The following is an 11,783-nucleotide window of genomic DNA, read 5'->3' as shown; positions in this document are numbered from 1 at the left end:
CATGACACGAAATCCATAACCAATGGTGGGTCACTTCTCGATGGAAAACCCGGGTCAGCTCTCAGTGCAAATCAACAATCGAAGGCCTTCCATAGGTCTTCGTCCCAGTCCGAAATGGGATTTTGCTTCAGGGCGCTCTTCGTCTGCTCAAGGCAAACACTGCCATCGGCGTAATGGACTGAGACATCGTCTTGCAGCTCAAGAGCAACTTTAGCGCCTTTGGGCGCAGTGAGCAGGTAATAGAACGCTCGTACCGGCTGAAGAGCAAAGCCGAGATATTGCCCCGGAGCACTATGCTTCGTCGGTTTTATCTCGACGTTCAAATGTCGTGCCCCCCCTTCAATCTTAACTGCGCCCTCGCTCGGTCGAATATGTAGATGGTTAAGCCAAAGCACGTTCCGCACAAGTGAGTTGTCAGATTTCGCGCACCGATTCCGGTTGAGGACATCGTCCGCTCGGTGATGGTCGCCCCCAGATCTTGCTGCATCATGCCCCGAACGTCGGCTACTAGGAAGGCCTACCCAGGCTGACGCCGCACCCTCGACCGTCTGCTAAGGGCCGAACTTGCTAAGTGTTCGCACTTCCTTGGGTAAGTTGTCGCCGCGCCTGCAAACGTCTGCTTCGTCCCCATCACACAACTACTTACGTTGCAGTGATGGCAGGTCATCAGAAACCAGCTCAGATCAAGTTTTCATATTCGCGCAGGAAATCGGCTGTCTGCAATAACCCCTGCCCTTCGAGTTTCAGGACAAGAGTAGAAACCGTGTACTTCGGGTCCTGCAATCTCGCCCTCATGTCGCGCAGCGCACCGATTGCTACCGCATGGTCGAGATCCATAGCATTTGAAATGAAAGCGTCGGGAGCCATGACCTCGATGCCCCACCGATCAAGTATGTCCTGCGGGAAATCCTTGAGATTGTCGGTAACCAGAGTATCGCAACGAGCCGCGATGGCGGCTGCCAGAACGTGCTCATCGTCGGGATCGGGCAATAGTCCGGTTAGGCCTGCGCCTGAGTTTGGAACGACCATCGCCTCAGGAAACGCCCGTTCGATAGCACGGCGTTGACGGCTAGGATCAGCGCTACCTTTTGAAATGGCCAAGATCGCCTTTTCAGTCTCGTCCAAGATGCGCGCGGACCAATAAGGCCGAAACAAACCAGCCTCGGCCAAACTCAAGATGATGTTTCTCTTCAGGCCACCCCCAAGAACGCATGCATCGATGATGGCGGCATAGCGATTCATCGGGCCACTCAAATCAGATCGGTCTCCGCGTCGAGCCCTGCAAGTTCGGCTAAGGCTGCGGATCGAACCTTGTCTCGTTCGGCCATGTAGGCGAACAGATCCTCTGCCCGCACTCGTCGATGGCGGCCAACAGTTGTGAATGGGATGTCGCCCTTTTCGAGTAGCTTGATCAGGAAGGGCCGGGAAACATTCAGCATGTCTGCCGCTTCTTGTGTCGTGAGCTCCGCTTCAACCGGGATCATGCGAAACCCGCGGCCAGTTGAAATCAGGCGCAGAATATCGAGCAAGGTTTCAGTGAGCGCCGGCATAAGCGTGATGGTGCGTGTCTCTCCGCCGCCTACGGCAAGCGAAAGGTCGACCGGCTGACCCTCGGTCACCTGCGAAGCGATGATGTGACGAAGTTGGTCTGCGTTGTTGATTTCAACCTTGGTCGGAAGCCGGTTGGAGAACCGCTCCTTGTGCAATGCTGCCATGTTGCCCTCCTGCGTCGCCATTCGGCGTCCTTCTAGAGATGGGTGTGCCATGCAATCGCAGCAAGCGCAACATTCGAATTATTCGAAACAGCTTGGTCAAGAAGTTGTCCAGTGCTCGGACGCTTCTGGTCCGGTCGAAAGATCTGGGGCAAAACTCACATCGGTTTTCCTGGGGGGTTTGGCGGCCGGGAAGTCGCGACTGCAGTTGGATGCCACAGCCATGAACGGGCGGTTCACCTTTGAGCCAGTGTAGAGACTCCAAATGCAGCGTCTGCTTTAGAATAGTGGCCACTATAGCTTTTGGCGATTATGCGCCCCTACACCGCCCGATATCCTCTACGATGCTTCTTCTGATGCCAGTACTGCAACGACCGTTCTCCGTCAGTCTGACTCTCCATGACGGACTGAAAAACCCGCCCTCGCGTCCCGATCCGACCCCAGCGCCGCACCAGGACCACCTCCCCGAACAGCGTCTGACAAAGCTCCAGCCGATAGAACCGCGCCAAGTTGCGGCCGGGATCGCATCGCTCAAGGTGAATGGCGTCGCTCATCGGCCAAATCTGCTTCACCCGCACCCAGAGGTCCAATTCCCTTTCTGAATCGATCCGCGTCCGTCGATTCCGGCCTGTGATGGCCTAAAGCGCCGCCGTCCAGATGCGATACCGCCCCTGCCCGGTGATCTCGCGGATCACACCTCGGGCGGTCATCAGGTCAAGGTTCCTTTGCACTGCTGCCCGGCTCGCACCGACATGTTCCTCTGCCATCGGGGCGGACACCATCGGCCAACGGGCAAAGACTTGAACCAATTCACCCGGCGTCCGCCCCGAACAATCTTTCAGTGCCTCTCGCACACGTTCTTCCCAATCCGTCATCCGCTCGATCATCATCAGCGCGGAAAGCGATGCCTGCTCTGCCCCCCGCAAAAATGCCGCCAGCCGCGCAAGAACCGTCCCCTGCCCCCGCAATGCGGTCCCGCTGCCAAGGGCGAGCGGAAGAAACAACGCCCCGCGACCAAGCTTCTCTCCGGCCAAACGGGCGGCAGTAACGCCCCCCTCGATGTCACGCGCATCCCGCTCTGCCCCTGCCATTTTCAAGGCATGGAACAGAAAGGCAGCCTGCGTGATCGGATGCAGTACTTCCGTTCCTTCCATCGCGTCGGCCAGATCGAGCACCGCCTCTCCCTCGAAGCCGAGAAAACTTGCAAGGCTGGCGGCCCATCTCCCCTGCCCTACCACCTTGCCCGGACCCGTCAGACGTCGGACGCCCCAAGCAAAGTGCCCGAGCAGCGCCGCGTCGTCGCCTGCCCCGATGCGCAGCGCGATGAAGAGCGACAGCCGTTCCACCCCGATCCGGGATCCTGTGAGCCAGCCCAGATCGGCGATCTCTTGCAGCGCGAGGCGCAGGCGCATCCCCTCGCCCGCTGTGGACAGACGGGCATCGAGCCGACCGAAGGCCAGACATGCAGAGGCGAGATCACCGCTCAATCTCCCTTGGGCGTCCAGCCATTCTTGGGGATCGACCAGACTGCCGCGCTCGGTCCGCGATCTCGGCGGTCGCGAGGCCTCCAAATCGATCTGATCGCGAAGACGCGATACCTCCTCGTCCTCCAGCGCGTCATAGAGTGACGGTGGAGTCGACAGTTCGTCCAATTCTGACGATAAGCTGCGCGCCATAATGCGCATAATCGGATGTTTTTGCGCGGCACCCAAGTGTTTTCTTCGGTGGTATTAAATACGTGATAAGGTTCAGTTATCGGGTCTTGTGATTCACGCTCAGATATGGCCTCATATCCCTCGAAACGAGGCTGAAATGACCCTGCCGCACCACCCCTCCACCCCCCCTGCCCTGTCGCGCCTCACCGCCGCGGACGAGGCGGCGCTCGAGGATCTGTTCCGTCGTGGAACGCCGGAAAACACACGTCGCGCCTATGAAACCGACCTTGCCTACATCGCCGCCTGGAAACGCCTGTCCTTCGGTGGCACTCTCGATTGGCCAGAGGATCCTGACGTGGCCCTGCGCTTCGTCCTCGACCATGCGCGTGATCTTGCCACCGTCTCTCCCAATGACCCCTCTCGTCAGGTCGCCGAAGCACTGGTGGAATTCGGCCTCCGCCGCAGCCTGGGCTGCCCTGCCCCCGCGACGCTGGACCGCCGCATCGCCACTTGGCGGGCGCTGCATCGCATGCGCGATCTGGCCAACCCCTTTGACGCACCCTTGGTCAAGCAGGCCCGCACCAAGGCGCGCAAGGCCGCCGCGCGCGCCCCTGCCCCGAAATCCCAGAACCCGGTGACCCGGGACGTTCTGAAAGCTCTGCTGAACGCAACCGGCCCCAGTATCCGCGGTCTTCGTGACCGCGCCATCCTGCTGCTGGGCTGGAGCTCGGGAGGAAGACGACGGTCCGAGATCGTGTCTTTTAATGTCGAGGACCTCGACCTCACCGAATTCGATGCACGCGGCATCGTCTGGCTGCGGCTTCTCGCCACCAAGACGACGGCCAAGGGCAAGACGCCGCGCCTCGTCCTGAAGGGTGCTGCAGCCCGCGCCGTCGTGGCCTGGCTCGATGCCACGGGCCTTACCTCCGGCCCCCTCTTCCGCAAGATCACGGCGCAGGAAACCATGTCGCAGCGCCGCCTCACCGCCGATGCTGTGGCGCAGATCCTGCGCCGCCTGATCACCACCGCGGGCCTGCCTGAAGGCTTTGCATCACCTCACGGCCTGCGCTCCGGCTTCCTGACTCAAGCCGCACTCGACGGCGCGCCTCTTCAAGCCGCCATGCGCCTGTCACTCCACAAGTCAGCCGCTCAGGCGCAGAAGTATTACGCCGATGTCGACATCGCCGATAACCCGGCGGCGGATCTGTTCGACAACTGAAAATTACCCTCTACTGACCATCTTCATGTCCGCCAGATGCCGAAAGCCGCGCTGGTAGATCCATCCGGACATGCAGCAAATAGACCCCGGTTATTTGCTCGGACGATACATTTAAGGGCCGCATCTGGATCAGGACTGGGCCGCTGCCGCTTGCCCTTCACACACTGGACGATCAAGCAACGTCAAACAGGCGCGGGAACAGCACATCACGGGTTTTACTTGGAAAGCGCAGCATCAAGGCACCGCGCGGAGTCTCGGAGCATAGCGCCACGCCGGGAGAACGCCCGATGGCCTCGCGCAGTGCGAGTGTCCGGTGGGCGGTCAGTTCCATGACCAGCCGTTCGGGCAGCGGCGTCATCGCGCCGTCATCGTCCTCCTCGGTCGGATCGGCACCGATCGGCTGCCCGCCCGTCGTGATGACGGTGCCCCCGACCGAAGTCCTGGAGTGCTGCCAGCCAGAACCATCGACGTTACCCCCCTGCCCCATGGCATCCGCGCCATCGCCATCCTGGACCGCGGCCTCCTCGCGCGGCTCGTCCTCGGGCCGGACATAGCCGCGATAGACCGCGAGACTGCCGTCCCGATCCAGCGTGACGAAGACGCCCGCGCGCCCGACCTCCGCCGGATCGTAGATCAGCGGCCGCTGCTCGAGCGCTTCCATCGCCATCTCGATCTGACCGAGCCGCGCGTCGATCTCCTCGGGGTATTCGTCTTGGCCGGAATACTCCTCCTCCAGCGCACGATACTCGGCGAGGAGTGAAGCGTGGGCCGCGCTTTCCTCGTCGGTCATCGGGGCGGGATCACCGGCCAGACGCCGTAGACCGTGGCTGTAGCCATAGGGCAGGTCGGTCGCCACTTCGATCCACTTCCAGCCTTCGGATCCCAGAGCCTCGGCTTCAGCCTGAAGCTTCTCGGCCACCAACCGGTCCAGAAGGGCAGGGTCCTCGAGCCAGTCACCATCATCGCCCTGGAACAGGTCGCGCAGCACGACACCGCCCGCCGCCTCATAGGCATCGACACCGACAAAGACCGCGCGACGATCCGAGGCCCGGACCGAGGTCTCGGTCAGCATGCGCCGGATGGCATAGGGCTCCTTGTTCCACGAGCTTTTCACTGCGTCCCAGACCTGCACCTGACGCTCGTGGTCGGGGTTCACCGTGAAGGCCATCAGCTGTTCCAGCGTCATGCCATCCTCGGCGTAGACCTCAAGCAGGGCAGGGGCCACGGAAGCCAATTTCAGGCGCTGCTTGACGATCTGCGGCGTGACGAAGAAGCCCGCCACAATCGCTTCCTCGTCCTGACCCTTTTCGTGCAGGGCCTGGAATGCGCGGAACTGGTCGAGCGGGTGCAGGGCGACGCGCTGCATGTTCTCCGCCAGCGAGTCGTCCTCGGCGAGGATCTCCGACGCCGCATCCCGCACGATGCAGGGGATCGGCGCGGTCTTGGCCAGCCGCTTCTGCTTCACCAGCAGCGACAGCGCCTGGAAGCGGCGACCACCGGCCGGGATCTCGAACGTGCCGGTCTCGACACCATCGGCATCGACCACGGGCCGCACGTTGGACTGGCTAAGCACGAGCTTGTCGAAGGGGATGTCCCGTGTGGGGGACAGGATGACTTTCTGGGCCGCTTTCGCCATCAGATCTTCTCCACGACGGGCGCCGGGAGCCACTCTCCCGATCGCACTTCCCGTCACCCCTCAAACCCCCAACCTTTCCCTCTGTTCGTTCATCGCCTCGCGACCTGTCATGTAGTTCACAGCTGTGAACTCTCGTCCCGCTCGAGCCAGTTCACAGCTGTGAACATTATGCCGCGGTTCGCCGGGACATCAGCGCCATGATCATCGGCCCGCAAGAGAACTCGCCCGCTGCCGCCTTCGATGTCAGCGCGCGGAGGTAGCCACCGGGCGATCGGATGTCGGCAAAGCGTTCCAGCATGGCCACAACTACGATGGATGCCTGCTCAGGGCCCATGAACCGTTGTGCTTCTTCCCAAGCGGACGCACTGATCCCCATGGCCGGCCGCACCTGGCAAGCGGCGTCGAAAAGCTGATGCCAGTGGCGGATATCGCCCTGGTAGAAGGTTTTAAGCGACGGGCAGCCCGCGATCACCAGATGGAGCGGAATCTTTGGCACGCGTCTTGTGTCCGCTTCTTCCACGTCAGCAACAAGTGCATCCGTTTCAGGATCTGGCGCGCCGGCCGCCGCCCCGCCTTTTTTCAAGGCAGGTTCAAGATCTATAGATTCTTCATTTGAATTATGAAGATGGCGCTCAAACTGGGCACCATTGGTGTTCATTTCTTCTGTTTCAGGCCCATCAATGACGTTGCGTGCATGATCAAGAAGGGCTTCGAGGTCGATCCGATATGCGGAGAGCTCTTCAAGCGTGAGCTTGCGGCGCAGGGCGCGCGCTGTGAGGACAGCCTTGTCGCGAAACTGATCCCATAGGCCAAGGCCTGGCTGGATTTCCTCTCCAAACTCCGCGAGGGCAGCGAGATCGCGCCGCATCAGGCTCACGACTTCCCGCAGTCGCCGCACACGGTCCTCGGCCTCACGCACGGCCTCTGCGGCCCGTGTAATCTGCTCGGTCCGACAGTAGAGCGGCGACAGGTCGAACCCAAAAGCCACGCGCTCTTCGCCGTGCTTGCGGACATATCGCTTCCCGTTGGGGCTATCGCGCCGCATGAGCAAGCCTGCCTCGACAAGGCGCGCCAAGTGTCGGCGCATGGTGGAGCACGGCATGCCATTCAGGCGCTCGCAGATCGCCTTGTTGGACGGGAAGACGACCATTTCAACGTTCCCGCCAAGCGCATCGTCCGGGAAGAAGCTGAGGAGACCCTGCATGACCGTCAGATCACGTTCCGTGACCCCAAAGGCCGCTTGCGCCTTGGACAGTTCGCGCAGGAGTTCCCACTTGTTGATGGGCTTGCCCGGAACAGACGCCTCAGGTCGCTCGACCGCGCGCAGATGGGCGCGCGAGATCGGCCGCATAAACGGCGAAATCGGTGTGTACTCCATGATGTCAGTTCACGAAGGCATAGAAAAACCGTTCCGCGAATCACATATGACTTGCGGTTTGCGCGCTGGCCCACTACCTTGAAGGTGCTAAGATCAAAGTTGGGGTCTCGTGGAGCGCAAGCTTTGCGGGACCTTTTCTTTAGCCTGTACCGTGCCTCCTTTTTGTTGCTGCTCTGCCTCTCTTCATGTCTCGCGTCTCCAGCGATCATGAAGCTCGTCGAGGACGTCCTGCGCACGGGCGTCGAGCCACTGCGCAAAGGCATCGTCCACATCCGTAAGGTCCAGCCTGACCGCCCGAGCCGACCGCTTTATGGCGCCCGCAGGCGCGCCATCGATCAAAAGAGGCGTCGCTTTGGGTCTCGGCTTCCTGCCAAGAGAAGGACCAGTGGTCTTCTTCACATGGCGGACAACGGCTTCAAATGCCGCGACCGAAGGATCAAGCTGGGGCTCCTCTTCGGCCTGTTCGACTGCAGCCGCTTTGCCTCGGGCATCACTTGCAACACGGCAAAGCTCGTCCATGCCCATGCCAGTATTGGAGAGTTCCTTCGCCAACGATTCCCATCTGGGGCGCCCGATTCCATGAGCCGGTCCAATCGCACGGGCCAAGTCGGTCCCGATCGACTTGGCAACCGAGATCGACATCGACACAGCAGAACGGGTCACATTCAGCACTTCGGCAATCTGAGCCTGCGAACCAAAGCCACTGGCGAGCAGTTCCTGGGCGAAGAGGGCGCGTTCGATATAGCTCAGATCGCGCCTTCCAGTGTTTTCGGAAACCTGGGCACGCAGCGCGGCCGTGTCGTCCAGGTTCGCGATAAGCGCTCGAACCTTCTTGACCTTGTCGGAGGCACGAATGGCCTCAAGACGGCGGCGTCCATAGACGAGTAGATAGCGATTGGTCTCGGCCGGGTGGCGCCTTACGAGAATGGGGACGGTCTGGCCGTTCTGCTCGATCGACGCACGCAGATCATCCACATCCTTGGGGTCGAGGCGATCCGAATACCTCTCGTCCTCGATCTCGACCGGGTCGAGTTCCCAGACATGATGGGCATCTACGGCATCACGCGCGGAGCGCAGGGCCCGATTGCTTGACATCATGCTGCCCGGGGCGGGGGGCGTCCCCGCTGCTGCCAGACTGTCGAGCATGGACATGCGCTTTTTCTTGCTATCGGTCATCAGCGCCCCCACGTCCTCTGAATGAGCTGGGCAATCTCATCGTTGACGGCATTCAGACTTTCGACTGCCCGGTCATAGGTTGTCCGGGTGAAGGCGCTCCGTTCGACCTCGTACAGGGTCTGCTTTGTCAGGCCGGCATCCGAAATGGCCGTCGACTTGAGCATCGGTGCGTTCAATACCTTGTCTCCGTACATAGTTCGCAGGAAGGCAACGATGCGATTCTGTGGTGCATCCGTCGGCTCGTAGCGGGTCAAGAGATAGCGCATCCAGTCATGCGACATGTCGGCTCCGCTATCGGCGATGACATCCATGAGGTCGGCCGTCATCCTGAGGAACTGGCTCATCGACATCACGTCGAGCATCTCGGGATGGATCGTCACCAGAACGCCCGTCGCGGCAGACAGCGCCGACATGGTCAAGAACCCGAGCTGCGGAGGACAGTCGATAACGACGACATCGTACCGATCATCGACCTGCGCCAGAGCTTCCTTCACGCGGAAGAAGAACAAGCCCGCGTTGCCGCGAGACAGTGCCCGCGGCGTTTCGTGCTCGAATTCCATGAGTTCGAGGTTTCCGGGAATCAGATCCAAGTTTGGTATGTAGGTCTTGCGGATGACCTGGGAGACCGGAACAGGATCTTCGTAGCGGATCGCATCGTAGAGCGTGCCGCCGTCAAGCAGGTCAAATTCCGGCTGAACCCCGTGCAAGGCCGTGAGCGAGGCCTGCGGATCAAGGTCGATCGCCAAGACACGGTACCCCTTGAGGGCCAACCTTTGAGCAAGATGCGCCGAGGAAGTTGTCTTGCCGCTTCCACCTTTGAAGTTCATTACCCCGATGATCTGAAGATGGTCTCCAGCACGACGACCAGGCAGGTAATCTCCCGGCTTGCGAGCCGTTTTCTCCAGCAGTATCCGTAAGTTATGAATATCTTCGGCCGAGTAGTGCCTCCTGTTACCCGATGAAACTTCGGGCGACGGCCCCTTGCCATCAAGGTGAAGCTTTCTGAGGTATGAGTCGTTGACGCCCAGCAGAGCAGCAGCTTCACCTGAGGTGAATTTGCGCATAGTCTTAGAAGCGTCGGGCGGGAACAGGCTCTCACGCTGCGAATGCAGTTGCGCCGCCAGCAACTCAGAGTGCTGACGGATCACAGCGTTCAGGTCTTCCGGTGTCTCGGCTCTGCTCATCTGCCCTCTCGCGTCCGTGGTGTGTTCACGGATTTCGGCGTTTAGTCGCCCTTTTCCGTGACTATTGCCGGAGGACTCAGATTCGTGCAAGACCTTTCTAAATCTGGTGTTAGCCGCTGCGGGACGCACAAGAGTAGCCCGGGTACGGGTACAAGCTTGTCGGCGCAACCCATTTGATATACATTACAAAACGTAGATCAACGCAGGAGGTCACGATGCAGGTTGCAAAATGGGGCAACTCGCTCGCCGTCCGCTTGCCCGCGGAGCTTGTCCGGGAACTTGGCCTCAAGGAAGGCGATCAGATCGATCTGGTCAAGGACGACGGCCAGGTCAGAGTCCGTCGTCTGGCGCGCGCGGATGAGGTGCTTACGGGTCTGCGCCGCTTCCGGGGCAAGCTGCCCGCTGCAGAGCGCCTGAGCCGCGATGACGCGCATGAGCGCTGAGTTCGCGGACACGAATGTCGTTCTTTACCTGCTCGACGATGGCCCAAAGGCCGATCGCGCCGAGATTATCCTGGGGCAGGGGCCCCGGATCAGCGTTCAGGTCCTAAACGAGACGCTGGTGAACTGTCGCCGCAAGGCTGGCCTAAGCTGGGAAGAAGCAGGGGCGGTTCTCGAAGGAGTGCGTGCTTTGTGCCCCGTCGAAGACCTGACCCTCCAGACCCATGACGTCGGCCGTGCCTTGGCGGAACGCTACGGCTTCTCGATCTACGACGCGATGATCGTGGCCAGCGCTTTGGTTGCGGGCTGCACCACGCTGTGGAGCGAGGACATGCAAGATGGCCTGCTGGTCGAAGGCCAGCTTCGCATCATCAACCCCTTTGCGTGAGCAGAGAGTTTCAGAGCATGGCGCTGGCCAAAGCCTTGTAATCCTTCCATGTCGTGGAGAATTTGCAAGGTATCTCGACTACGCAAGCAGCCCCAGCCTCTCAGCCCTCTCCAGCAGCATCTTCACCGAGGAGGGTTGCCAGCTTGTCCGCCCGCGGGGCGTACGCTCGCGCATCGCTTCCAGTCGAGTGCAGATCGCCTGAAGTGTGATGTCGGGGTCCGCGCCCTTGATGGCGGCGACGATGGCGGGCAGGCGGTCGTCGGTTTCGCGGCGGCCGGCGCGGTCCAGTACCGTGGGCGGTAGGAAGCCGTCACGGACATAGGCGTTGACTGCGCGCAAAAGGCGGCTTTGCGTCCATTGGCGCTCGCGGGGCAGGGGGCCGTTGACGATGCGCAGCACGTCTTCCCAGGCCAAGTCGGGCCGCAGGCGTCGCACATGGGGCACCCAGTCCTGCGCCGTCTCGTTCAGGCGTCCCATGTAGCCGTCCTGCCGCGCCAGCCGGACCTTGCGCAGCGCCGCCGGATCACGGGCGCGCAGGCCCGGGTTACCGCCGACCCTGCCTTTGGTCCGTGCGCTGGCCAGTCCGGCCTTGGTGCGTTCGCGGATCAGGGCGCGCTCGAACTCAGCGGCGGCGCCCAGAACCTGGAGAGTGAATTTGCCCTGCGGGGAGGACGTGTCGATCGGGTCCATGAGCGAGCGGAAGAAGGCGCCCTTGGCTTCCAGCCGCTCGATCACCTCCAGCAGATGCGAGAGGGATCGCGCGAGACGGTCGATCCGCACGACGACCAGCGTGTCGCCCTTGCCGATGCGTTCCAACACCCGCGCAAGCACCGGTCGCGCACGATTGCCGCCCGAGGCCTGCTCCTCGTGGATCTCGACGCAGCCCGCGGATTTCAGGGCCTGCGACTGGGGCAGGGGGTCGTCTAATCGCAGCACATTTTGCAAGCCCTTTCTTTCGGGGTGGCGCAGAAAGCCGTTGATGTTCAGCGCAGATG

12 protein-coding genes and 1 pseudogene are annotated in these 11,783 nt (G+C 61.2%); 3 read left to right on the top strand and 10 right to left on the bottom strand.

Annotation, left to right across the window (positions count from 1 at the left end; translation table 11 throughout):
- Positions 1-71: 71 nt before the first annotated feature.
- From G5V65_RS20815 to G5V65_RS20795, 5 genes are all read right to left on the bottom strand, one after another.
- On the bottom strand, positions 72-323 hold the full coding sequence (locus G5V65_RS20815; RefSeq protein WP_165054316.1) for a hypothetical protein: 252 nt from the start codon (positions 321-323) through the stop codon (positions 72-74).
- A gap of 355 nt (positions 324-678) precedes the next feature.
- On the bottom strand, positions 679-1,242 hold the full coding sequence (locus G5V65_RS20810; RefSeq protein WP_165054313.1) for a PIN domain-containing protein: 564 nt from the start codon (positions 1,240-1,242) through the stop codon (positions 679-681).
- Positions 1,243-1,250: 8 nt separating this feature from the next.
- Entirely contained in the window at positions 1,251-1,736 is a 486-nt protein-coding gene (locus G5V65_RS20805; protein WP_241250691.1) for a helix-turn-helix domain-containing protein, read from the bottom strand.
- A 296-nt stretch (positions 1,737-2,032) separates the two neighbouring features.
- Positions 2,033-2,266 (bottom strand): WGR domain-containing protein, encoded by a 234-nt coding sequence (locus tag G5V65_RS20800; protein ID WP_165054310.1) that lies wholly within the window; start codon positions 2,264-2,266, stop codon positions 2,033-2,035.
- Positions 2,267-2,350: 84 nt separating this feature from the next.
- Entirely contained in the window at positions 2,351-3,424 is a 1,074-nt protein-coding gene (locus G5V65_RS20795) for a helix-turn-helix domain-containing protein (RefSeq protein ID WP_241250690.1), read from the bottom strand.
- A gap of 100 nt (positions 3,425-3,524) precedes the next feature.
- Between G5V65_RS20795 and G5V65_RS20790 the strand changes: the two genes are divergently transcribed.
- Complete coding sequence (locus tag G5V65_RS20790) at positions 3,525-4,586, top strand: tyrosine-type recombinase/integrase (protein WP_165054307.1); 1,062 nt, start codon at positions 3,525-3,527, stop codon at positions 4,584-4,586.
- Between the two features lie 262 nt (positions 4,587-4,848).
- Here the strand turns inward: G5V65_RS20790 and G5V65_RS20785 are convergent.
- The 4 genes and pseudogenes from G5V65_RS20785 to repA all read right to left on the bottom strand — a co-directional run.
- Positions 4,849-6,222: pseudogene (locus G5V65_RS20785) on the bottom strand (ParB/RepB/Spo0J family partition protein); the annotation flags it as partial.
- Between the two features lie 166 nt (positions 6,223-6,388).
- Positions 6,389-7,600 (bottom strand): plasmid replication protein RepC, encoded by a 1,212-nt coding sequence (repC, locus tag G5V65_RS20780; RefSeq protein WP_165054305.1) that lies wholly within the window; start codon positions 7,598-7,600, stop codon positions 6,389-6,391.
- Between the two features lie 183 nt (positions 7,601-7,783).
- Positions 7,784-8,776: a plasmid partitioning protein RepB gene (repB, locus tag G5V65_RS20775; RefSeq protein ID WP_165054303.1), complete on the bottom strand. Its 993-nt coding sequence runs from the start codon at positions 8,774-8,776 to the stop codon at positions 7,784-7,786.
- Positions 8,776-9,960, bottom strand: a complete 1,185-nt coding sequence (repA, locus tag G5V65_RS20770; RefSeq protein WP_165054300.1) for a plasmid partitioning protein RepA — start codon at positions 9,958-9,960, stop codon at positions 8,776-8,778. The genes repB and repA overlap by 1 nt, the downstream gene beginning before the upstream one ends.
- 215 nt (positions 9,961-10,175) lie before the next feature.
- On the opposite strand from repA, the gene G5V65_RS20765 reads away from it, so the two are divergent.
- Together G5V65_RS20765 and G5V65_RS20760 are read left to right on the top strand one after the other, a co-directional pair.
- A complete protein-coding gene (locus G5V65_RS20765; protein ID WP_018065893.1) occupies positions 10,176-10,403 on the top strand; it encodes an AbrB/MazE/SpoVT family DNA-binding domain-containing protein in 228 nt (75 codons plus the stop codon).
- Positions 10,393-10,788, top strand: coding sequence for a PIN domain-containing protein (locus G5V65_RS20760; protein WP_165054297.1), 396 nt, complete (start codon positions 10,393-10,395; stop codon positions 10,786-10,788). Before G5V65_RS20765 ends, G5V65_RS20760 begins: the two co-directional genes overlap by 11 nt.
- Positions 10,789-10,866: 78 nt before the next feature.
- On the opposite strand, the gene G5V65_RS20755 is transcribed toward G5V65_RS20760, so the two are convergent.
- Entirely contained in the window at positions 10,867-11,733 is an 867-nt protein-coding gene (locus G5V65_RS20755) for a recombinase family protein (RefSeq protein WP_165054319.1), read from the bottom strand.
- Positions 11,734-11,783 lie beyond the last annotated feature (50 nt).

This window comes from Paragemmobacter kunshanensis, assembly GCF_011059185.1.
Lineage (GTDB): Bacteria > Pseudomonadota > Alphaproteobacteria > Rhodobacterales > Rhodobacteraceae > Paragemmobacter > Paragemmobacter kunshanensis.
Note: the sequence above shows the minus strand (reverse complement) of the source record. Positions and strands in the feature narration are given on the sequence as shown.